The organism is Mameliella sp. AT18 (assembly GCF_028807275.1).
Lineage (GTDB): Bacteria > Pseudomonadota > Alphaproteobacteria > Rhodobacterales > Rhodobacteraceae > Antarctobacter > Antarctobacter albus.
This window is the reverse complement of record NZ_JARAMO010000330.1, coordinates 1-22,221: the sequence shown is the minus strand read 5'-3', so window position 1 is coordinate 22,221 and position 22,221 is coordinate 1. Positions and strand designations below refer to the sequence as shown.

The 22,221-nt window shown below is 66.2% G+C and carries 23 protein-coding genes; 13 read left to right on the top strand and 10 right to left on the bottom strand.

The window, feature by feature from the left end:
- Positions 1-41 precede the first annotated feature (41 nt).
- Entirely contained in the window at positions 42-1,334 is a 1,293-nt protein-coding gene (gene pncB / locus PVW46_RS28165; RefSeq protein WP_069211231.1) for a nicotinate phosphoribosyltransferase, read from the bottom strand.
- A gap of 48 nt (positions 1,335-1,382) precedes the next feature.
- Complete coding sequence (pncA, locus tag PVW46_RS28160) at positions 1,383-1,976, bottom strand: bifunctional nicotinamidase/pyrazinamidase (RefSeq protein ID WP_043143054.1); 594 nt, start codon at positions 1,974-1,976, stop codon at positions 1,383-1,385.
- A gap of 109 nt (positions 1,977-2,085) precedes the next feature.
- On the opposite strand from pncA, the gene PVW46_RS28155 reads away from it, so the two are divergent.
- The 3 genes from PVW46_RS28155 to PVW46_RS28145 are packed head-to-tail and all read left to right on the top strand — an operon-like array spanning position 2,086 to position 5,274.
- Complete coding sequence (locus tag PVW46_RS28155) at positions 2,086-3,303, top strand: Hsp70 family protein (protein ID WP_069211230.1); 1,218 nt, start codon at positions 2,086-2,088, stop codon at positions 3,301-3,303.
- A 39-nt stretch (positions 3,304-3,342) separates the two neighbouring features.
- The gene (gene trhO, locus PVW46_RS28150; RefSeq protein ID WP_069211229.1) at positions 3,343-4,263 is read left to right on the top strand and encodes an oxygen-dependent tRNA uridine(34) hydroxylase TrhO; all 921 of its coding nucleotides are present in this window, start codon (positions 3,343-3,345) and stop codon (positions 4,261-4,263) included.
- Positions 4,264-4,320: 57 nt separating this feature from the next.
- Positions 4,321-5,274 (top strand): aldose epimerase family protein, encoded by a 954-nt coding sequence (locus tag PVW46_RS28145; RefSeq protein WP_274578295.1) that lies wholly within the window; start codon positions 4,321-4,323, stop codon positions 5,272-5,274.
- Between the two features lie 233 nt (positions 5,275-5,507).
- Here PVW46_RS28145 and fliP read toward each other — a convergent pair whose 3' ends face one another.
- From fliP to fliF, 4 genes are read right to left on the bottom strand one after another with little or no spacing between them, the layout of a single operon-like run.
- Positions 5,508-6,233 carry a flagellar type III secretion system pore protein FliP gene (fliP, locus tag PVW46_RS28140; RefSeq protein ID WP_043143050.1) on the bottom strand — a complete coding sequence of 242 codons (726 nt, stop codon included), beginning with the start codon at positions 6,231-6,233 and terminating at the stop codon, positions 5,508-5,510.
- Positions 6,234-6,236: 3 nt separating this feature from the next.
- Complete coding sequence (locus PVW46_RS28135; RefSeq protein ID WP_043143049.1) at positions 6,237-6,524, bottom strand: FliM/FliN family flagellar motor switch protein; 288 nt, start codon at positions 6,522-6,524, stop codon at positions 6,237-6,239.
- Positions 6,517-7,140: a FliH/SctL family protein gene (locus PVW46_RS28130; protein ID WP_069211227.1), complete on the bottom strand. Its 624-nt coding sequence runs from the start codon at positions 7,138-7,140 to the stop codon at positions 6,517-6,519. The genes PVW46_RS28135 and PVW46_RS28130 overlap by 8 nt, the downstream gene beginning before the upstream one ends.
- Complete coding sequence (gene fliF, locus PVW46_RS28125) at positions 7,137-8,759, bottom strand: flagellar basal-body MS-ring/collar protein FliF (RefSeq protein ID WP_043143047.1); 1,623 nt, start codon at positions 8,757-8,759, stop codon at positions 7,137-7,139. Before fliF ends, PVW46_RS28130 begins: the two co-directional genes overlap by 4 nt.
- Before the next feature lie 116 nt (positions 8,760-8,875).
- Here fliF and PVW46_RS28120 point away from each other — a divergent pair, with 116 nt between their 5' ends.
- From PVW46_RS28120 to PVW46_RS28095, 6 genes are all read left to right on the top strand, one after another.
- Positions 8,876-9,388, top strand: a complete 513-nt coding sequence (locus PVW46_RS28120; RefSeq protein ID WP_043143045.1) for a flagellar basal body-associated FliL family protein — start codon at positions 8,876-8,878, stop codon at positions 9,386-9,388.
- An 11-nt stretch (positions 9,389-9,399) separates the two neighbouring features.
- Positions 9,400-9,747 carry a hypothetical protein gene (locus tag PVW46_RS28115; RefSeq protein WP_043143043.1) on the top strand — a complete coding sequence of 116 codons (348 nt, stop codon included), beginning with the start codon at positions 9,400-9,402 and terminating at the stop codon, positions 9,745-9,747.
- A 34-nt stretch (positions 9,748-9,781) separates the two neighbouring features.
- The gene (locus PVW46_RS28110; protein WP_069211226.1) at positions 9,782-10,453 is read left to right on the top strand and encodes a MotE family protein; all 672 of its coding nucleotides are present in this window, start codon (positions 9,782-9,784) and stop codon (positions 10,451-10,453) included.
- 139 nt (positions 10,454-10,592) lie between these two features.
- Positions 10,593-11,147 carry a L,D-transpeptidase gene (locus PVW46_RS28105; protein ID WP_172428576.1) on the top strand — a complete coding sequence of 185 codons (555 nt, stop codon included), beginning with the start codon at positions 10,593-10,595 and terminating at the stop codon, positions 11,145-11,147.
- Positions 11,144-12,310: a geranylgeranyl reductase family protein gene (locus PVW46_RS28100; RefSeq protein WP_043143039.1), complete on the top strand. Its 1,167-nt coding sequence runs from the start codon at positions 11,144-11,146 to the stop codon at positions 12,308-12,310. The genes PVW46_RS28105 and PVW46_RS28100 overlap by 4 nt, the downstream gene beginning before the upstream one ends.
- 92 nt (positions 12,311-12,402) lie before the next feature.
- Complete coding sequence (locus tag PVW46_RS28095; protein ID WP_139132417.1) at positions 12,403-12,594, top strand: hypothetical protein; 192 nt, start codon at positions 12,403-12,405, stop codon at positions 12,592-12,594.
- A gap of 4 nt (positions 12,595-12,598) precedes the next feature.
- Here PVW46_RS28095 and PVW46_RS28090 read toward each other — a convergent pair whose 3' ends face one another.
- Positions 12,599-13,270, bottom strand: coding sequence for an arylesterase (locus PVW46_RS28090; RefSeq protein ID WP_069211224.1), 672 nt, complete (start codon positions 13,268-13,270; stop codon positions 12,599-12,601).
- 15 nt (positions 13,271-13,285) lie between these two features.
- Here PVW46_RS28090 and PVW46_RS28085 point away from each other — a divergent pair, with 15 nt between their 5' ends.
- From PVW46_RS28085 to PVW46_RS28075, 3 genes are all read left to right on the top strand, one after another.
- Positions 13,286-13,978: an ABC transporter ATP-binding protein gene (locus tag PVW46_RS28085; protein ID WP_069211223.1), complete on the top strand. Its 693-nt coding sequence runs from the start codon at positions 13,286-13,288 to the stop codon at positions 13,976-13,978.
- Positions 13,975-16,491, top strand: a complete 2,517-nt coding sequence (locus PVW46_RS28080) for an ABC transporter permease (RefSeq protein ID WP_069211222.1) — start codon at positions 13,975-13,977, stop codon at positions 16,489-16,491. Before PVW46_RS28085 ends, PVW46_RS28080 begins: the two co-directional genes overlap by 4 nt.
- Positions 16,492-16,575: 84 nt before the next feature.
- Positions 16,576-17,520 carry an inositol monophosphatase family protein gene (locus PVW46_RS28075; RefSeq protein ID WP_069211221.1) on the top strand — a complete coding sequence of 315 codons (945 nt, stop codon included), beginning with the start codon at positions 16,576-16,578 and terminating at the stop codon, positions 17,518-17,520.
- A gap of 8 nt (positions 17,521-17,528) precedes the next feature.
- Here PVW46_RS28075 and PVW46_RS28070 read toward each other — a convergent pair whose 3' ends face one another.
- A complete protein-coding gene (locus PVW46_RS28070) occupies positions 17,529-18,218 on the bottom strand; it encodes a helix-turn-helix transcriptional regulator (protein ID WP_069211220.1) in 690 nt (229 codons plus the stop codon).
- Between the two features lie 64 nt (positions 18,219-18,282).
- Here PVW46_RS28070 and PVW46_RS28065 point away from each other — a divergent pair, with 64 nt between their 5' ends.
- Positions 18,283-18,891 carry a glutathione S-transferase family protein gene (locus tag PVW46_RS28065; protein ID WP_069211219.1) on the top strand — a complete coding sequence of 203 codons (609 nt, stop codon included), beginning with the start codon at positions 18,283-18,285 and terminating at the stop codon, positions 18,889-18,891.
- Between the two features lie 67 nt (positions 18,892-18,958).
- On the opposite strand, the gene gcvP is transcribed toward PVW46_RS28065, so the two are convergent.
- Together gcvP and PVW46_RS28055 are read right to left on the bottom strand one after the other, a co-directional pair.
- On the bottom strand, positions 18,959-21,805 hold the full coding sequence (gene gcvP / locus PVW46_RS28060; RefSeq protein WP_069211218.1) for an aminomethyl-transferring glycine dehydrogenase: 2,847 nt from the start codon (positions 21,803-21,805) through the stop codon (positions 18,959-18,961).
- A gap of 16 nt (positions 21,806-21,821) precedes the next feature.
- On the bottom strand, positions 21,822-22,221 hold a 400-nt coding region (locus PVW46_RS28055), incomplete at its 5' end, for a hypothetical protein (RefSeq protein WP_274578294.1).

The following is a 22,221-nucleotide window of genomic DNA, read 5'->3' as shown; positions in this document are numbered from 1 at the left end:
ACTGCTCTCAATCCCTCCCGCGGCCGTCATGGCGGCGGATGTCAGACGACGACCTCCATCGCCTCCTGTTCGCCGACGCCAAAGACACGCTTGTAACGCGCGATTTCATCCGCCGGGCCCATTGCCTTGTTGGGGTTGTCCGACAGTTTCACCGTCGGCTTGCCCTCGGCGCTGACCGCCTTGCAGACCAGGCTGAAGGGCGACAGGCGGTCGTCCTCGACAAGTCCCCGGAAATCATTTGTCAAAAGCGTCCCCCAGCCGAAAGAGACGCGGACACGCCCCGTAAACTGTTTGAAAAGTTCCAGGATCTTGGTCTCGTCCAGGCCGTCCGAGAAGATGATCAGCTTGCTGCGCGGATCCTCGCCCCGGCTTTTCCACCAGTCGATGGCGGCCTCTGCCCCCGCCGCCGGATCACCGCTGTCGATGCGGATGCCCGTCCAGCCCGCCAGCCAGTCCGGCGCGCGCTTGAGGAACCCCTCGGTGCCGTAGGTATCGGGCAGGATGATGCGCAGGTTGCCCTCGTGTTCCTCGTGCCAGTCGGCCAGCACGTCATAGGGCGCCCGCGCCAATTCGGCGTCATCCCCCGCCAGGGCGGCATAGACCATCGGCAGTTCATGCGCATTGGTGCCGATGGCCTCGAGATCGCGGTTCTTGGCGATCAGGCAATTCGACGTCCCCACGAAACTGGGGCCCAGCCCTTCCAGCATGGCCTGCACGCACCAGTCCTGCCAGAGGAAGGAATGCCGGCGCCGGGTGCCGAAATCGGCGATCCGCAGATCCGGCACCTGCCGCAGGTGTTCGACCTTCTGCCAGAGCTTGGTCATCGCCCGCGCATAAAGCACCTGCAATTCGAACCGCCCCATATCATGCAGCACCGCGCGCCCGCGCAGTTCCATCAGCACGGCCAGCGCCGGGATTTCCCACAGCATGACCTCGGGCCACTTGCCTTCGAATGTCAGCTCGTACTGATCGCCCACCCGTTCCAGGTGGTAGGGAGGCAGGCGCAGGTTCTCGAACCAGTCCATGAATTCTGGCGTGAACATCTGGCGCTTGCCGTAGAAGGTGTTGCCGCGCATCCAGGTGCTTTCGCCGCGGGTAAGGCTGAGCGACCGGATGTGGTCCAGCTGCTCACGCAACTCGCCCTCGTCGATCAGTTCGGCCAGCGGCACATGGGTCGACCGGTTGATGAGCGAGAATGTCACTTCGGTGTCGCGCTTGTTGCGGAACACCGACTGGCACATCAGCAGCTTGTAGAAATCCGTATCGATCAGGGAGCGGACGATCGGATCGATCTTCCACTTGTGGTTCCAGACCCGGGTAGCAATATCGACCATGCCCGTCCTCCGTCGCGTCAGCGGTCAGGTAAAGCGGAACCGGCGGCCTCACGCAAGCGTGACACCCGCCTCTTTCATCCCGTCCAGCGCCGCCTGCAGCGAGCCGTCAAGGTCGATCCCCCGGCACAGATCCTGCCGCACGGTCACGGCAAACCCAAGTTTCGCGGCGTCCACGGCAGAGAAGTTTACGCAGAAATCCGTCGCCAGACCGACCATTGTCAGCCTGTCGATGCCCCGCGTGCGCAAATAGCCCTCTAGCCCCGTAGGGGTCGTGTGATCATTCTCAAAAAAGGCCGAGTAGCTGTCGATCGCGGCGCGAAAGCCCTTGCGGATGATCAGCTCGGCACGGTCCACCTCCAGCTCGGTGTGGAAATTGGCACCGGGCGAGCCCTGGATGCAGTGATCGGGCCAGAGGACCTGCGGACCATAGGGCATCTCGACCATGTCGAAGGGCGCCTTGCCCGCATGCGTCGAGGCAAAGGAAGAATGCCCCGCCGGATGCCAGTCCTGCGTCAGCACCACGGCGTCGAACTCGGCCATCAGCGCGTTGATCGGCTGCACGATCTCGTCCCCGCGCTCTACCGCCAATGCCCCGCCGGGGCAGAAATCGTTCTGAACGTCGATCACGATCAAGGCGTGCATGGGCCATCTCCCGTTTGCGTCTTGGGGCAGCATAGGCAGCGTGTTCGGGAATTGCCATGCCGCGCGGGCGCTGCTAGGCGTGGCGCCCTTCCGGACAGGAGATTCTGACATGGCACGGCTTGGCGTGGATTTCGGCACGTCCAACACGGGGGCCGCCGTCATGGCGGGTGGACGCCCCTACGCGATCCCGCTGGAACCGGGCGAACAGACGCTGCCCACGGCGATCTTCGTCGATTTCGCGGAACGGAAATACCTCTACGGCAGCCGCGCCGCCCGCGCCATGATGGACGGGGCCGAAGGCCGGTTCATGCGCGCACTGAAAAGCATCCTGGGCACGCCGCTGGCGCGGGAACCGCGCCGCTTGCTGAATGAACGTCTGACCCTGATCGAGGTCATCGCCCGCTTCCTGTCCGAAATCCGCAGCCGGGCCGAGACGCATACCGGCATGACCTTCGACACGGCCCTCTCCGGGCGCCCGGTGCATTTCCATTCGGCCTCGGCCGAACGCGACGCTCAGGCCTTGGCCGACCTTACAGAGGCCTATCACCTCGCCGGGTTCAAGTCGGTCGATTTCCTGCCCGAGCCCGAGGCCGCCGCACGGGCGGTGGACGGCACCGGGCGGATGCTGATCGTCGACATCGGCGGCGGGACATCGGATTTCACGCTTTGCGAGCGCGACGGCGGACAGACCCGCGTTCTGGCCAGCGGCGGCATCCGCTTGGGCGGGACGGATTTCGACAAGGCGCTGAGCCTTGGCCACGTCATGCCCCTTCTGGGTTACGGGGCGCAGATCGGTGCCGAACTGGGCGCCAAGACGCACACTGCGCCGCGCGCGCTGTTCCACGATCTCGCCAGCTGGGAAAAGATCCCCTTCGTCTACGACGCCGGGCAATTGCGCGAGGTCCAGAAATGGATCCGCCTGGCACCCGAGCCACGCGGTTTCGAACGCCTGGCCGACGTGCTGGAATCCCACCTGGGCCATGACATCGCCTATGCGGTCGAGGCGGGAAAGATTGCAGCCAATGGCGCGGAGGCGGGCGAAATCGCATTGGGCGTCGTCGAACGCGGGCTTTCCGTATCGCTGAAGGCCGAGGCCCTGACCGCGGCCCTCGCGGGCTACGGCGATGAGATCGCCGACTGCGCGCTGGACACGTTGCGCATGGCGGATTGCGCGCCGGACAAGGTCGACCAGGTGGTCTATGTCGGCGGCTCCAGCCTTCTGGGCGCCGTCCGCAACGCCATGTCGCGCGCCCTGCCGAACGCAAAACCCGTCGACAGCGAGGTCTTTACCGCCGTTGTACACGGGCTGGCCATTGCGGCAGAATAGCCGCTGGACGACCCTTCTCTGCCTGCGTATCGACACATCATGTTCACCGTCTGCGCCCTTTATCACTTCACCCGCTTCGACGACCCTGCCGCGCTGCGCGATCCGTTGATGGACCTCTGCCGTAGTCAGAAGATCACCGGCACGCTGCTGCTGGCCCACGAGGGGATCAACGGCACCGTGGCCGGGCCCGCCGCCGGGATCGAGGCGGTGCTGACGCATATCCGCGCCCTGCCCGGCTGCGCCGACCTGGAGTGGAAGCTTTCCACCGCCACCGAGCGCCCCTTTGCCCGCATGAAGGTGCGGCTGAAGAAAGAGATCGTCACCATGGGCCAGCCCGACGTCGATCCGCGCGCCCGCGTCGGCCATTACATCGACCCCGCCCAGTGGAACGAGCTGATCCGGTCGCCGGACGTGGCGGTGATCGACACACGCAACGATTACGAGGTCGCCATCGGCACCTTCGAGGGCGCCGTGGACCCGCAGACCGACAGCTTTCGCGACTTTCCCGCCTGGTGGGAGGCCAACAAGGACCGCTTTCACAACAAGCGGATCGCCATGTTCTGTACCGGCGGCATCCGCTGCGAGAAGTCCACCAATTACCTGCTGAGCCAGGGCATCGAGGACGTCTATCACCTCAAGGGCGGCATCCTGAAATACCTCGAGGAAATCCCCGAAGAGGACAGCACATGGCAAGGCGCCTGTTTCGTTTTCGACGGGCGGGTCTCGGTCGAACACGGGCTGCGCGAAGGCCCGCATGACCTGTGCCACGCCTGCCGCCGCCCGATCCTGCCCACGGATCGCGCGCGCCCGGAATACGAACATGGCGTGTCCTGCCACCTCTGCATCGATGAAACCTCGGTCGAGGACAAGGCCCGCTTTCGCGAACGGCAGAAACAGATCGCCCTGGCAACGGCGCGCGGCGAACGGCACTTGCACGCGGACATCACCGACGAGGATTGACCGGGCTGGGAACTCCCCCGACCTCCTGATAACTTCCCCATGACGGGGAGGACAAAGATGACAGATCCGATTTCCAGCCATGTGCTTAGCGATGGCGACACGCAGGTCACGGTGCTTTCGCTGGGCTGCGCGGTGCAGGATTGGCAGGTGGCCGGGCGCCGCGTCGTGCTGGGCTATGACGATCCCGAGGCTTACCGCGAAAATCCGGGGTCGATGGGGCTGGTTGTGGGCCGGGTCGCGAACCGCACGGCAGAGGGCCGCTTTACCCTCGACGGCGAAACCTGGCAGCTGGACCTGGGCAACGGTCCGCACCACCTGCACGGCGGGCCGATGGGCCTGGGCAAGCGGAACTGGAAAATGGAGCCGGAAGGACCGCGCGCGGTGCGCCTGAGCCTGCATTCGCCGCACCTTGACCAGGGCTATCCCGGCGCCGTCGATTTCGAGGTCCGCCTGTCGCTGGAGGGGGCGACCCTGACCTGGGACATGACGGCCAAGCCCGACCGGGTTACCCCGGTGAACTTGGCCCAGCATCTCTATTTCAACCTGATGGGGGCGGGGACGGTGCGCGACCATGCCCTGCGGCTTGCGGCCTCGGCCTATACCCCGACCGGCCCCGACCTGATCCCCACCGGAGAGCAACCGGCCGTCGATGGCACGCGTTTTGACTACCGACAGTCAAGGCGGATCGACGAGGCCGATCCGAACGGCGAGGGCTATGACCTGAACTTTGCCCTGGACGGAACGGACGGACCAGCCGCGGAACTGACGTCTCCGGACGGGATGCGCCTGCGGCTCTGGACGGATCAACCGGGGCTGCAAGTCTACACCTGCGGTTTCCTCAAACCCCATGCCTCGCCCTGGCCGGGGGTGGAACACGGGAATTTCGCCGGCATCTGCCTGGAGGCTCAGGCGTTTCCGAATGCGCTCAACACGCCGGGATTCGGGTCGATCCTGGTGTCACCGGACAAGCCTTATCGACAAGTGACACGGATCGAGATCGCCCGAGGCTGACGCCCGGGCACAGGATCAACTGCCCGACGGAACCCCCGGTCGCCCTTTTGTCCACTAGACCTGCGGCTTGGACAGGATGGAATGGCGGCCGGGCTCGGCTTGCGGCCAACCGAGCCCGGCCGCCAACGCCTGCACCTTCCCTTCGACCCACTCTCGTCGCGCCAGCCGTGAAAGCACCACTGTTTCATTGGCCTTTGCCGCATTAACCTTAACCGCGTTAACCTTAATGCTGCCTAAAAATATCCGCGCACGAGGCTCCCGGCGAGCAGCGCCCAACCGTCCGCCAGGACGAAGAAGGCCAGCTTGAACGGCAAAGACACGATCGCCGGCGGCACCATCATCATCCCCATCGACATCAGAACGGCGGCAACGACAAGGTCGATGATCAGGAACGGCAGGAAGATCAGGAACCCCACCTGAAAGGCCCGCGCCACCTCGGACAGCATGAAACTGGGCACCAGCACCGATAGCGGCGCGTCCGGCGACAGGGTGGTCTCGACCGCATCCGGACGCAGGTCGGCCATTGCGCGATAGGTGTCCGGATCAGCGCGGCCTGCCATGAAATCGCGAAAGGGTTCGATTGCCAGAACCGCGGCTTCCTCAACCTCTATCTGTTCCTCCAGCAAGGGCTGGACGCCCGTTTCCCAGGCCTCGTTGAAGACCGGCTCCATCACGAAGTAGGTCAGGAACAGCGCCAGGCTGACGATCAGCATGTTGGGCGGCGACTGTTGCAGGCCCACGGCCTGGCGCAGGATCGCCAACACCGTCACCATGAAAGGAAAGCAGGTCACCATGATGGCAAGGCCCGGCGCCAGGCTCAGCAGGGTGATCAGCGCAATTAACTGGATCGAGGTCGCCGTGACCGACCCGCCATCGCCCATGTCGATGGCAATGGACTGGGCGCCGGCCATGCCCGGCAACAGCAGGCAAAGCGCCAGCACCGGCAGAAGGATACGCATCGCTCAGGCCGGCGACTGCAGGTCGACCACCTCGGTGATGCGGACCGCCAACTGGCCGGACCCATCGCCATCGACAACCTCAAGCACACCGATGGCGATCAGCTTTTCCCCGACATAGAGCTCGACCGGATCGTCGAGCTGCTTGTCCAGCGTCAGCACGGAACCCTCGTTCAGTTGCAGCAGTTCACGCACCAGCGGGCGGGCGCGGCCCACGGAAACCGTGATCTCGATCGGGACCGAGGTAAAGGGCGTGCCCTGATCGCTTCGGGCGGCGGTCTGCGCGCTATCCATGTTTCATCTTCCTCTGGTTGTCATGTGCAAAACCCGCGACGGCCTCGGCCAGCGAAGCGGCAAGGTCGCTCAGGTCGATCTGGCGTTCGGTTGCGCCAAAACGGATGTCGGCCTGTTCCTCGGCCAGCGAATCGTCCGGGGTCAGGCGGATGGGAAATCCGAAGTCCTGTTCGAGCAGCGGCTCGACCGCCTCGACCCGATCGGGGTGTACCGCGATCACGACGTCCATCCGTCCGATCTCGAGGCTCATGGCCTGGAGTTGCTGGACGATGTGATGACCCAGTGTCTGCCGGGCCATTTCCGGCAAGAGCGAGCGGACCATCTCGTCCAGCAGCGGCGTCACCGCGTTCATCACCTGGGTATAGGCCTCGTGATAGGTGAAACTCAGGTCCTGGAGATGCTGACCGAAGGCACTGGAAATCCGCGTGCGGTCGTCGGACTGGGCCTTGACCGCATCGTCCCAGCCCGCGCGATACCCTTTCTCGAAGGCCTCGAGTTTCTGCCCCTCGATCTCGGCCTCGGTGATCCGCGGTTCGGAGGGTTCCGGCTGCGCGGCGGGACCCGCCGCCTTTGCCTTGGCACCAAAGTCCTCGAGCAACTCCGCAAGCGCGCTCATGTCGCGTCTTCCTTGTCTTCCTCAAGCCAGCTGCGCAGGATCTCAACGGTTTCGGTCTTGCGTGCCTCGATCAGGTTGCGCAGGCGTTCGACGGGATCCTCTTCTGCCGGGGCATCGAAATCGACCATGCCCATGCCACCGAAATCCGGGCCGTCCGCCAGTACGGGCAGGTTGTCGAAACCGCCGTCGGGTTCGATCTCGCCTTCCAGCGCCTCACCTTCGGCGGGCAGGCCCGGCGCGGGCAGCGCACCGGCGCTGGCCGTGACCGTCTCGCCACCGCGCGACAGGATCGGGCGCAGGACAAAGAGCCCGAGGATCAGAGCCACCACGGCAAGAACCCCCATCTGGATGAGCCGCATCATGTCGAGAGACCCCGAGAACAGGCCCGGTTCCAGCGGGCCGGTGCCAAGGCCGTCGGGACGTTCGAACGGCATCGACCGCAGGGTGATCTGGTCGCCGCGCGTCTCGTCGAAACCCACGGCCGAAGCCACGAGGTCGCGCAGCGCCTCCAACTCGGTGTCAGGCAGGGGAACAAATGTCTGGGAGCCGTCGGCGGCCGGTTCAAAGCTGCCGTTGACCAGGACAGCGACGGTCAGCCGCTTGATCGCGCCGGGCTGGCGGGTGATCTCGCGCGTGGTCTCGGAGATCTCGTAGTTGATTCGCTCTCGCGTTTCGGACTTGGCGGTAGAGGACTGGTCCGGACCGCCGCCCGCGCCGCCATCGGGCAGATTCGACGCCACGGTGACATCGCCCCCACCGCCCAGGTTTTCCGACTTGTCGGTGCGCTCCTCGGTGTCGGTCGAGACGATGACGCGCCCGTCGGGATCGAAGCTGTGCTGACGGATCAGTTCCAGCTCCGTCACCGTGTCGACGCTGACCTCGACCACCGCGTTGCCGGATCCGACGCGGGCCTCCATCAGGCGCTGGACGCGATCGCGCAGCAGGGCGGCCCGGTCATCCGCGGTCACGCCGCCGCCGGTCTTGTCCTCGGCCCCGATCAACCCGCCCTTGCCATCGATCACGGCGACATTCTCGGGGATAAGCCCGGGAACGGCCGAGGCGACAAGGAATTTCAGCGCCCGTGCCTGCGCCGCGTTCAGAACCGCGCCGGTGGTGGTGACGGAAATCGAGGCCGTGGGCGTGACATCGCGCTGAAAGGGGTTCGCGCTGGAGTTCGCGATATGGACGCGGGCGCTTGCGATCTGGGGATTCGAAACGATCGTGCGGGCCAGCTCGCCTTCCTTCGCGCGCCAGTAGGCGGCGTCGAACATCTGGCTGGTGGTGCCGAAACCGGACAGACCGTCGAGCAGTTCGTACCCCTGGCCACTGTTGGCCGGCAGCCCCTCGCTGGCAAGGGTGAGTCGCAGCGCGTCGCGCTCTGCCTCCGGGACGAAAATCGCTCCGGCACGCACGTCATACTGAACCCCGCGGGCCTCCAGCGCCTTGACCACGTCACCCGCGGCGTCGTTTTCCAGCCCCGCGTAAAGCAGTGCCATGTTGGGGGCCGACGCCAGACGCGTCAGACCGAGAACCGCCAGCATCACCACCACCGTGGCGCCAATGACGATCATGCGTTGACGCCCGGCAAGGGCATTCCAGCTCGACAGTACCTGATTCAAGACCGACCTCCGCTCCAAACATTCTGTTCGGTTGTGCCGAGGTTCGCCTATTCGCCTTAACAATCAGTTAGCCCCTTTTCGTTACAACGAGCCCATCGCCGACGAAGAGGTAAAGAATGTCTGACGCCACCGTTGATGAAGACGAGATTGCCGGCAAGAAGCCGTCAAAGCTGCCGCTGATCATTGGCCTGGTGCTGGCGCTTGTTGGCGGCGGCGGCGGGTTCTACGCGGTGCAGTCGGGGCTCTTTGGCCTTGGTGGTGGCAAGGCGGCGGACAGCCACGCCCCGGCGGATCACGGCGAACCGCATGTGGCGACAAAGGCCCTGCCCGACGTCACATTCGTCGAGGTGCCACCGGTGCTGATCTCGTTGGGGCCGAACGCCCAGGCGACCCACCTGCGCTTTCGCGCCAGCCTTGAGGTGCCGTCGGAATACAAGAGCGAGGTCGAGAAGATCCTGCCGCGCATCCAGGACGTGCTCAACAGCTACCTGCGCGCCCTCGAAGCGCAGGACATCGAGGCGCAGGGCGCCCTGGTGCGGCTGCGTGGCCAGATGCTGCGCCGAATCAAGCTGGTGGCCGGCGAAGGCCGTGTGCGCGACCTCCTCGTGCTTGAATTTGTCCTGAATTGAGGGAGATGGGAATGGAAGCGATTGCAGATATCCTGCTGGTGGCGGGCGCCCTTGGCGCCGGTTTCTACTGTTTTATCCTGGCGCGGCGACTGTCGCGCTTTACCGACCTGGAAAACGGCGTCGGTGGCGCCGTCGCGGTGCTGTCGGCGCAGGTCGACGACCTGACCAGGACCCTGGGCAGCGCCCAGAAAAGCGCGGGCGAATCGAACAAGTCGCTGGGCGAGCTGACCGACAGGGCCGAAGACGTGGCCCGCAGGCTGGAACTGCTGGTGGCCTCGATGCACGACCTGCCGCAGAACAGCGCGCCGCCACAGCAGGACGCGAAAGATCCGGTTTTCCTGCGCCACTCGCGCAACTGAGCGTCCGCATCGCCACGCAACACGAGGGTTGAACATGGCCAAAGCCAAGGTTTCCGCGCGCACCGGCGCCGCAAGATCCGGGCGCAAGGCGCCCAAGCGCAAGCCGCGCGGCGCCCTCGCGGCGATCTGCGCCCTGCTGGTGACATCCGGCCTGTTGCGGCTGGCCGTGGGCGCCAGCGAAGCGATTGCCCGCGAAGGCGATACCGCCCCGAAACCCCAGCTCGAGGCGGCCCTCGCGGCGGATGCGGCCAAGGCCCGACCGGCTGCCGACCAACCTGCGCCGCGCGTGGTGGCAGAGGCCGACATCAAACCCCTGCTGGAGGCGCTCGACGCCCGCGAGGCCCGCCTGCGCAAGCGCGAATCGGCCATCGACGTGCGCATGCAGGCGCTGGCCGTCGCCGAAGAGGAAATCGAGCGCAAGATGCAGGCACTGGCCGAGGCCGAGGCCAGCCTGAAGCAAACCCTCGCCCTTGCACGGACCGCCGCCTCGGACGATGTCGACAAGCTGACCGACGTCTACGCCAACATGAAACCCAAGCAGGCCGCAGCCCTGTTCGAAGAGATGGACCCCCAGTTCGCCGCTGGTTTCCTTGGCCGGATGCGCCCGGATGCCGCCGCCGCGATCATGGCCGGGATGACCCCGCAATCCGCTTATCTGGTCAGCGTGATCCTGGCCGGGCGCAACGCGGATGTTCCCAAGGAGTGATCCCTCTCACCGCTTGGTGTGCCACGTGGGGCGCAGTTGCACGGCAACGTGACGCCCGTGCGGCTGTCACGGGATTGCTTTTCAGACCGTCTTGGGCCACATAAATTGCCGCACTCGGGATAAAATCGCAGAGGCTGCCATGTTGAACCGCCGTACCTTCCTTGCCGCCTCGGCCACCGCCGCGGCATTCCCCATGCCCGCGCTCGCCTATTCGGTGGACACGAAATTCAAGCCGCAGGTCGTCTCGATCAAGCCGGACCTGAGCCCGGGCCAGATCCTCATCCTGTCCAAGGCGCATTTCCTCTACCTGGTCGAGGCTCCGGGACAAGCGCGCCGCTATGGCGTCGGGCTTGGCACCGCCGGGCAGGCGATTTCGGGCACCTACGATGTCGGCGGCAAGAAGAAGTGGCCAACCTGGCGTCCGACCGACGCGATGATCAAGCGCAACCCGAACGCCTACGAAAAATTCATCGACAACGACTATGTCCAGCCCGGTGGTCCCGGCAACCCGCTGGGCGCGCGGGCGTTGTACCTGTATCGGAACGGGCGCTATACCTTCAACGCGATCCACGGCACGACGGCCCCGCGGTCGATCGGTCGGTCGGTGTCGAACGGCTGTGTCCGGATGATCAATGACCACGTGATCGACCTCTACGAACGCGTACAGCCCGGCGCCAAAGTCACCGTTCTGTGACGGGGGGGCGCGCGCAGGCATCCGGGCGCTTCGATCTGATCGTTCTTGGGGCCGGACCCGCCGGGTCCGCCGCCGCGATGAGCGCGATTCAGGCCGGGCTGCGCGTTGCGCTGGTCGACAAGGCGCGATTCCCCCGCAACAAGCTGTGCGGCGGCGGCCTGACCGGTCGCGCCATTTCGCGCTATCGCCAGACCTTCGGCGGAACACTGCCACCCGTTCCGCTGGAACGGCGCGACATGTTCACCTTTCATGCCTACGGTCAACCGCTCGGAGACAGCCGCGATGCTCCCCCCCTGCACCTGGGTATGCGCTATGAGCTGGACGCGGCGCTGGTCGAACAGGCACTTGCGGCAGGTGCGGTGGATTTCACAGGGCAGAGCGGCGGGTTGGACCCCGATGGCCCGGCACTGGACCTGCCCGGCGGCCGGATCGAGGCGCCGCTGATGATCGCCGCCGACGGTGTCAACAGCCCGACAGCGCGGACACTCTTTGGCGCCGCCTTCGACCGGGCCCGGATCGGCTTTGCCTTGGAGGTCGAGCATCCCGGCGCCGATCCCGACCGCCCGCTGCGCATCGATTTCGGCGCCGCGGACTGGGGCTATGGCTGGCAGTTCCCGAAACCGCGGGGCACCACCGTGGGCCTCGGCGGCGTGATGTCCCGAAACGCCGACATGAAAGCCGCGCTCGCCCGCTACCTCGACCAGCTGGGCCTGCCGGACACATTGCCGGTCAAGGGACAGTTCCTGCCCTTCGGCGATTTCCGGGCCGTCCCCGGCAAGGGGCGTATCCTGCTGGCCGGCGATGCGGCGGGCCTTGTGGACCCGATCACCGGCGAGGGCATTGCCCATGCCCTGGACAGCGGCGCGCTTGCGGCCCGCGCCGCCTGCCGTGCTCTTGAAGACGCCGCGCCGGACAAGGCCCTGGCCGCCTATACACACACGTTGCGCCCGATCCATCGCGGCTTGCGCCATGCCCGACTGTTGCGGAACCTGATGTTCCGGGAAACCCTTCGCCCCGCCTTCATCCGCAGTTTCCGCAGCTCTCGCACCCTGCGCGGCGAATACCTGCGCATGATGGCCGGAGAGACGGATTATGGCCCCCTGATGCAGAAGATGGCCGCGAGACTTCCGGGCTTTGCATGGCGGGCCGTCAGCGGAACATGAAGAATCTTAACGAATATCCCCCGCGCCACGAGTCGGGTCTTAAGGCTTTGTTAGGGTCTGACCACGTACCGTCCAAACAGATGGAGGGTGTAGTGGCTATTTTCTCTTTCCTTATAGGTTGCATGATCGGACTGGTCTGCGCGGTGGTCGGATGGCTCGGGTTCGACATGTCGGTGCTCGCCGCCTTCGGCCTTTATCTCAGCGTCAGTCTGCTGGTGGGCATGGCCCTGATCCTGACGTCCCTGCACGCTCTCGACCACGACTGCACAGAGGTCGACGCCTGACCGCTCAGCGGTCAACCCGTGCAATCAGCGCCTCGACCTTCGGCCCGACCGCCTCGACAATCCGCGCCACGCCTGCGCCATTGGGATGGATGCCGTCGGGCTGCATGTAACGGCCAAGGTCAGTCGGCATCTCGCCGTCCTGCATCAGACCTGCAAAGAAACTCTCCAGGTACAGCGCGTCATAGGCCTCGGCCAGCTCGGGATAGATCGCGTCGAACTGTGCCTTGTAGTCGGGACCGTAGTTCCCCGGCGCCGACATCCCGATCAACAAAACCTCCAACCCGCGCGCCTCGGCGACCTTCAGGATGCCCTCGATATTGGCGCGCGCCGCCGCCGGGTCGATGCCACGCAACAGGTCATTGCCGCCCAGCGCCACAATCATCGCCTGGATCTCGGGCGTCAGTGACCACTCCACCCGCGCCAGCCCGCCCGCCGTGGTATCCCCCGACACTCCGGCATTGACGATCCGCACCTCGTGTCCACGTTCGGCCAGCCAGGCCCGCAACTGTGGCACGAACCCTTCCTGTTCGATCAGCCCGTAACCCTGCGTCAGGCTGTCGCCCAGTGCCAGGATATGCACACGCTCCGCCGCCGCGCCGGTCGCCAGCAGCAGCAAGACCACCGCCAATGCCTTGTTGCGCAAGCCCAACAGCCCATATCTGACCCAGTGCAACATGTTCCGAGGCCCCCCGTGTCCAATGCCGTTCTCTCGCTCCAAGATGTCACCCTCAGCCTCAGGGGCAATGCCGGATTGGTGGAAATCCTGCATGGGCTCTCGCTGGACGTGACGCGGGGCGAGACGCTGGGCCTCGTCGGGCCGTCCGGCTCGGGCAAATCCTCGCTCTTGATGATCATGGGCGGGCTGGAACGGGCCAGCACCGGGCAGGTGCATGCCCTGGGCCACGACCTGACCACGATGAGCGAGGATGCCCTGGCCCGGTTTCGCCGCGATCACATGGGTGTGGTGTTCCAGTCCTTCCATCTGATCCCCACCATGACCGCGCTGGAAAACGTCGCCACGCCGCTGGAACTGGCAGGCGACCGGCGGGCGTTCGACCGGGCGCGGGAGATGCTGGAGAAGGTCGGGCTGGCCGCGCGTGCCGATCATTACCCTGCCCAGATGTCGGGCGGCGAGCAGCAGCGCGTCGCCCTTGCCCGCGCGTTGGCACCGGAACCGGACATCCTGCTGGCCGATGAACCCACCGGGAACCTCGACGGGGCCAATGGCGCGGCCATCGTCGACCTGCTCTTCGGCCTGTCACGGGAACACGGCGCGACGCTGGTGCTGGTCACCCATGCGCCGGACCTCGCCGCGCGCTGCGACCGGGTGGTGCACCTGGACGATGGCCGCGTCGCCTCGACCGAGTTGAGGGCCGCGGAATGAGCCTTGCGACCTCCGCGCGTCTAGCCCGCCGCGAGCTGCGCGGCGGCCTGCGCGGATTCCGCATCTTCCTCGCCTGTCTTGCGCTGGGCGTGGCCGCCATTGCCGGCGTCGGCTCGGTCCGTTCGGCGATCCAGACCGGGCTGGAGGATCAGGGCGCCGTCCTGCTGGGCGGCGATGCCCTGGCCGAATTCACCTATCGCTTTGCCACCGAGGACGAACGCGCCTGGATGCAGGAGACGGCGACCGCGGTTTCGGAGGTGACGGATTTCCGCTCGATGGCCACGGTGACGCGCGACGGCACCACGGAACGCGGTCTGACCCAGGTGAAATCCGTGGACGCCGCCTATCCGCTGCTGGGCGAGATCATGCTGGAGCCGCCGATGCCGCTGGCCGAGGCGTTGGCGGATCACGGTGCCGTCATGGCCCCGATCCTCGCCGACCGCCTGGCGCTGCAACCCGGCGACACGTTCCGGCTGGGCACACGAGATTTCACCCTGCGCGCCACCATCGCCGTCGAACCGGACGATGCCGGGGACGGGTTCGGCCTTGGCCCGCGCACCATCGTCCGAACCGCCGACCTGCAAGGCTCGGGCCTGCTCAGCGAAGGGTCACTGTTCGAAACCGAATACAGGATGCTCCTGCCGCCGGGCACCGACCTCGACACCGCTCGCGCAGGGGCGTTGGAGCGGTTCGAGGACAAGGGCCTCAGCTGGCGTGACGCGCGCAACGGCGCCCCCGGGATCGCCCGTTTCGTCGAGAGGCTGGGCAGTTTCCTCGTCCTCGTCGGGCTGTCCGGTCTGGCCGTCGGCGGCATCGGGGTGTCGGCGGCGGTGCGCGCCTATCTTGCGCGCAAGACCAGCGTGATCGCCACGCTGCGCACTTTGGGGGCCACCCGCAGCACCATCTTCCAGACCTATTTCATCCAGATCGGCGTGCTCAGCCTTGTCGGCATCGCGCTGGGCCTGGTCCTGGGCGCGCTGGTGCCGATCCTCTTTGCCCCGCTCATCGCGGGCGCCTTGCCCGTCCCAACCGTCTTTGCCCTTTACCCCGGCGCGCTGGGAGAGGCGGCGCTCTACGGGGTGCTGACTGCGCTGCTGTTCACGCTCTGGCCGCTGGCAAGGGCCGAGGAGGTGCGCGCCGCAACCCTCTTTCGCGATTCGCTGGACAGCGCGCGCCTGCTGCCCGCCCGGCGCTACGTCCTGGCAACGCTGGTGCTGGTTGCCCTGCTGGTCGGCAGCGCGACGCTCTTTGCCGGGCGGCCCGGGCTGACGCTCTGGATCGCGGGCGGGATCGCCGGGGCGCTGCTGGTGCTGCTGGGCGCCGCCTGGGCGATCCGCTGGATGGCGCGCCTCGCCACGCCGGCGACGCGCGGCAGACCTGCATGGCGCTGGGCGCTGGGCGCCATCGGCGGACCGCGCGAAAGTGCCGGGTCGGTGGTGCTGTCGCTGGGGCTTGGCCTGACGGTGCTGGCCGCCATCGGCCAGATCGACGGCAACCTGCAAAGCGCGATCCAGCGCGACCTGCCAGAGGTCGCGCCCTCGTATTTCTTCGTCGACATCCAGAAGGACCAGATGCCCGGCTACCTCGAGCGGCTGGAAAACGATCCCGCGGTCAGCCGCATCGACAGCGCCCCCATGCTGCGCGGCATCATCACCCGGATCAACGGCCAGCCGGCGACAGAGGTCGTGGGCGAACACTGGGTCCTGCGCGGCGACAGGGGCGTAACCTATTCCGAAACACCCGGCGCACGCACCACCGTCACTGCCGGGGAATGGTGGCCAGAGGGCTACAGCGGCCCGCCGCAGGTCGGCTTTGCCGCCGAAGAGGCCGAAGAAATGGGCCTGAAACTTGGCGACACGCTGACCGTCAACATCCTGGGCCGGGACATCACCGCCACCATCACCTCGTTCCGAGAGGTCGATTTCTCGACCGCCGGGATCGGCTTTGTCATGACGATGAACCCCGCCGCGCTCTCCGCCGCGCCGCATACCTTCATCTCGACCGTCTATGCCGAGGAAGCGGCAGAGGCGCAGATCCTGCGCGATCTCGCAGGGAAATACCCCAACATCACCGCCATCCGCGTCCGCGACGCCATCGACCGGGTCAGCGAACTGCTGGACGGGATCGGCCTGGCGGTGCGCTGGGGCGCGGCGGCAACGCTGCTGACCGGTTTCCTGGTGCTGATCGGCGCGGCGGCAGCGGGCGAGGGCGCGCGCACCTACGAGGCGGCGGTGCTCAAGACCCTCGGCGCCACCCGCGCCCGCATCCTGCAAAGCTTTGCCCTGAGGTCTGCCCTGCTGGGCGGGGCGGCCGGTGCCGTGGCGCTGGGCGCGGGCATCGCAGGGGCCTGGGCGGTCATGACCTTCGTGATGGAAACCGATTTCGCCGTGATCTGGCCCTCGGCCATCGGGATCGTCACCGGCGGGGTGCTGGCGACGCTGCTGGCCGGTCTGGGCTTTGCCTGGCGTCCGCTGGCGGCCCGGCCCGCGGGGGTGCTGCGCGCGCGGGAATGACGATCCGGACAGGCTGTCACGTTGCATCCCGTGCCCCGGACTGGCACCACCGGGAGCAACCGAAACCATCGCCGGATCTGTCCCATGAGTGATTCCCTGCCGATGCCGGTCACGGCGCCGCTGACCTCCGCCCAGCGCACGCAGCTGTTCAACCTTGTCCGCCGCGCCGCCAAGGCCGAGATCATGCCGCGTTTCCGCAAGCTTGGCACCCATCAGATCGGCGAAAAGACCGGCCCGCAGGACCTGGTGACAGAGGCCGACACCAGCGCCGAGGCAATGATCACGCGGGGCCTGCAACGGTTCTTTCCCTCTGCCGTGATCGTCGGCGAAGAGGCGGCCTCGTCCAATCCCGACCTGGTCAAGAAGATCCCCGAGGCGGAACTCTGCTTTACCATCGACCCGGTCGACGGCACCTGGAACTTTGCCAAGGGCCTGCCGCTGTTCGGGGTCATGGTCTCTGTCCTGCGCTTTGGCCGCCCGGTCTTTGGCCTGCTCTACGATCCGGTGCTGAACGACATCGTCTGGGCCGATACAGAACATCCCGCCCAGATGCAGCTACCGCGCCGCGACAGCCGGTTCGTCAACACGGATCATGACCAGAACAAGCCACTGGACCAGCTCAACGGCTTCGTGCCGCTGTTCCTGATCCCCGAGGACAAGCGCGCCGAAGCCGCCGCAACCCTGCCGAAATTCGGGCGGGTCTGGTCGCTGCGCTGCGCCTGCCATGAATTCCGCACGCTGGCACAGGGTGAGGTCGACTTCGTGCTGTTCGCGAAACTCACGGCCTGGGACCAGCCCGCGGGCGTCGTCGTCACGCGGCAGGCGGGCGGCCATGTCGCCATGCTGGACGGATCGGAATACGCCGGCGACACCAGCTCGGGCTACCTGCTGGCGGCCAGCGACAAGGCAACCTGGGACAAGGTGCGCGACGCCTTTGCCTTTCTGTTGGACGCCCCAGCGCCCGACCCTGCCCCGGCGCCCGAGAAAAACGCCTATCCGGGTGAACTGGCCGTCGACAGCGACGCCTGAGGCACGCCCTAGGCCCTGCTCTTGCAGCGGGCCGCGTAGTCGCGCAGCAAGGGCACGCGCCGGGGGCGAAAGCTGCGCCCGTTCAGGGCGGCGCTTTCGATCCCCGAGGCATGGAACAGGCGCCAGTCCTGCCGCAGGCAACACCAGACCAACACCATCAGGGCGCCGTCCGAATAGCTGATCCCCAGCGGCCAGACCTCGCGCTCGGTCACCTGATCCTTGAGGTCGCGATAGCGCACGTCCAGTGCCAATTCCTCCCAGCAGGCTTGCCGCAACATCGCCATGTCCACGGTAAAATCCACCGGCCTCGGCGGCGCGCGAAAGCTGCGCAGGGCCGTGTGCATGGCCTGCCGCGATTGCCCGTCGGCCAGCGTGGCGATGATCCGCGCAAGGGCGGATTGTCCCGCCGCCTCCAGCGCAGAGTCGCCGGTCTGACGCAGCTCTCCGACGGCAAGCACCAGCGCCTCGATCTCCAGCCGGGAAAAGCTCTGCGGCGGCAGGGCGGGATCCTCGGTCAGCCGATAGCCCACCCCGGCCTCACCGTCGATCAGGGCGCCCCCCGCGCGCAACGTGGCAATGTCGCGGTACAGCTGGCGCCGCGAGACACCGGTTTCCTCGGCCAGCCGCGTGGCCGTGACCGGCGCAGGCAGGCGGCGCAGCGCGTCCATGAGGCGAAAGAGGCGATCGGTCCGGGCCATGCTGACAGCATCTGTCAGCAGGTGGGCGCTAAAGCAAGGCATTCCCGAGTAACAGGAGAGACCCATGCTCACGCTTTACCACGCCCCGCGCTCACGCTCGACCTCCATCATGGTGCTGATCGAGGAGATGGGGATTGCCGACCAGATCGAGGTCATCGAGGTCACTGTCGCCCGTGGCGATGGCAGCGGCGCCCCAGACGCAAAGAACCCCCACCCCGAAAAGAAGGTGCCCTACCTGACCGATGGTACGGACAGTGTGCGCGAACGCGGCGCCATCATCGCCTACCTGACCGACAGGTTCCCCGACGCCGGCTTTGGCCGTCCCGTCGGCCATCCGCAGCGCGGCGCTTTCCTCAGCTGGCTGTTCTTCTACCAGGGCGTGATGGAACCGCTGCTTGTCCTCGACTGGGCAAAGATCGACCATCCCATCGTGCAGGCGACCTTTCGCGACATGAAAACCGTCGTGACCCGCCTGGCCGAGGCACTCGACGGCCAGCCCTACCTGCTGGGCAACGACTATTCGGCGGTGGACCTGCTGCTGTCGAGCCCCTTCCAATGGCTGCCGGACGCCGCGCCGGACAACTCCGCCGTCAAGGCCTGGATCGACCGTTGCGCCGACCGTCCGGCGATGAAGTCCATCGCGGAGCGCGAAAGCGCCGAGGTGCAGGCCTGACTCCACAAACGACAATGCCCTCGCAGCTCCCTGCGAGGGCATTTTCTCGTGCAGTGGCCCGCTCAGCCTATTCCGCCGCTTCGGCGTAATCGCTCATCGGCGGGCAGGTGCAGATCAAGTGCCGGTCGCCATAGACGTTGTCCACCCGGTTCACCGGCGGCCAGTACTTGTCGACCCGGAAAGCGCCCGGCGGGAAACAGCCCTGCTCGCGGCTATAGGGACGGTCCCAGTCGCGCACGAGGTCCTCCATCGTGTGCGGCGCCAGTTTCAGCGGGTTCTGCTCGCGGTCCATGTCGCCGTTCTCGATGGCGCGGATTTCCTCGCGGATCGCCAGCATCGCATCGCAGAAGCGGTCCAGCTCGGCCTTGGTCTCGCTCTCGGTCGGTTCCACCATCAGCGTCCCCGCTACGGGCCAGCTCATCGTGGGCGCGTGGAACCCGGCATCCATCAGCCGCTTGGCAATATCCTCGACCGTCACACCCGCCGATTTCTCGAAAGGCCGCGTGTCCAGGATACATTCATGCGCCACCCAGCCGTTCGACCCGCGGTAGAGCACGTCATAGGCGCCCTCCAGCCTCTTGGCGATGTAGTTGGCGTTCAGGATCGCCACCCGCGTCGCCTGCGTCAGCCCGCTGCCCCCCATCATCAGGCAATAGGCCCAGCTGATCGGCAACAGCGAGGGAGAGCCGAACGACGCCGCGCTGACCGCGCCGCCCTCTGCCTCCAGCGGGTTGCCCGGCAGATGCGGCACCAGGTGTTCCTTGACCCCGATCGGCCCCATGCCGGGGCCACCGCCGCCATGCGGGATGCAGAATGTCTTGTGCAGGTTCAGGTGGCTGACGTCGCCGCCCAGGTCGCCGGGGCGCGACAGGCCCACCATGGCGTTCATGTTGGCGCCATCGATGTAGACCTGCCCACCGTGTTCGTGGGTGATCGCGCAGACCTCCTTCACCGTCTCCTCGAACACCCCGTGGGTCGAGGGATAGGTGATCATGCAGGCCGCCAGCGCATCGGAATGCTTCTCGGCCTTGGCGCGGAAATCCGCCACGTCGATGGACCCCTGCTCGTCGCATTTCACCGCCACCACCTTCCAGCCGACCATCTGCGCCGAAGCCGGGTTGGTGCCATGCGCGTTGACCGGGATCAGGCAGACGTTGCGCTGCCCCTCGCCCCGGTCCATCTGCCAGCGCCGGATTGTCAGCAGGCCCGCGTATTCCCCCTGCGCGCCGGAATTGGGCTGCATGGAAATCGCGTCATAGCCGGTGATCTGGCACAGCTTGGCGTTCAGGTTCTCGATCAGCTCGGCATAGCCCCGCGCCTGGTCCTTGGGCGCATAGGGGTGGATCATCGAGAACTCGCGCCAGCTGACCGGCATCATTTCCGCCGCCGAGTTCAGCTTCATCGTGCAGGACCCCAGTGGGATCATCGCCCGGTCCAGCGCCAGGTCACGGTCGGCGAGGCGGCGCATGTAGCGCATCATCTCTGTCTCGGCCCGGTTCATGTGGAACACGTCATGTTCCAGGTAGCTGGACTGCCGGATCAACCCATCGGGCAGGCGATAACCGGACTCCGCCGGATCGTCCTTCTTCACCAGCCCGAAGGCGCGCCAGACCGCCTCGATGGTCGAGGGCCGGGTGCGTTCGTCCAGCGTGATGCCGACGCGGGTCTTGCCCACGCGCCGCAGGTTCAGCCCCTGCTGCACGGCGGCCTGCAGGACACCACGCTGCAACAGGCCCACATCCACGGTGATCGTGTCAAAGAACTCCGACGGCTCCACCTTGAAGCCCGCCGCCTCCAGCCCCTTGGCCAGGCGCACGGTCTTGCGGTGGATGCGCTGCGCGATGGCGCGCAGCCCCTTGGGCCCGTGGAACACCGCGTAGAACCCGGCCATGACCGCCAGCAGCGCCTGCGCGGTACAGACGTTCGACGTGGCCTTTTCGCGCCGGATATGCTGTTCGCGGGTCTGTAACGACAGCCGGTAGGCGCGGTTGCCGTGGCTGTCGATGGAAACACCGACAATCCGCCCGGGCATCGCGCGTTTCATCGCGTCCTTGCAGGCCATGTAGGCCGCGTGCGGCCCGCCATAGCCCACCGGCACGCCAAAGCGCTGGGTCGAGCCCACGGCGATATCCGCCCCCATCGCGCCCGGCTCCTTCAGCAGGCACAGCGACAGCGGATCGGCGCTGACGATGCCCACCGCGTTGGCACCGTGCAGCGCCTCCATCTCGGCGGTGAAATCGCGCAGGTGGCCGTAGGTGCCGGGATACTGGAAGATGGCGCCGAAGACCTTGTCGGCCTCCAGCGTCTCGGGCGCACCCACGATGACCTCGATCCCCAAAGGCTCGGCCCGTGTCCTGATCACCGCAATGTTCTGCGGGTGACAGTTCTCGTCGACGAAAAAGGCGGTGGCCTTGGATTTCGCCACCCGCTGCGCCATCGTCATCGCCTCGGCGCAGGCGGTCGCCTCGTCCAGGAGCGAGGCATTGGCGATCTCCAGCCCGGTCAGGTCGCAGATCATGGTCTGGAAGTTCAGCAGCGCCTCCAGGCGGCCCTGGCTGATCTCGGGCTGGTAGGGCGTGTAGGCGGTGTACCAGGCCGGGTTCTCCAGGATGTTGCGCTGGATCGCCGGCGGCGTGACCGTGCCGTGATAGCCCTGCCCGATGAGCGAGGTCAGCACCTTGTTCTTCGAGGCCACCTCGCGCATCCGGTAGATCAGCTCCCGCTCGGACAGCGGCTTGCCGAAATCCAGCGGCTTTTCCTGCCGGATTGCCTTCGGCACGGTTTCGTCCACCAGTTGATCCAGCCCCGAAACGCCCAGCACGTTGAACATGCTCGCCATTTCCTCGGGCGACGGGCCGATGTGGCGCCGGTTGGCGAAATCATAGGGAAGATAGTCGATGGGCTCGTAGGTCATTCCTGTGCCTTCCTTCTCAACGCTTCGGGTCCGCGACACGATCCAGCAATCGAAGCCGGACAGGCGCCCCTTCCGTCAAATCCAAACTGTCGAACGAAAAAACGCCGATATAAGCGTCGCGCGCGAGATCACCCCCGCCCACATCCCTCTGCATCACCACGAGATCATGGTCGCGCAGGGCCTCCGCGTATTCCATGAAGCGCTTTCCGTTCCGATCGATGCCTTCCATCGGGTCCGCGTATCCGGTCTCGCCAACACGCCAGGTATTGTGAATGACGGCCAGACGCTTGCCTTCCACCTCTGCGGTCCATCGTCCGCGCTCGCCGGCTATCTTTACAAGCTTTCTCAACGGGGCACCGCTCCCGGGCTTCTTCTTGGTCCAAATACCCCGGGGGAGTCGACCGCAGGGAGACGGG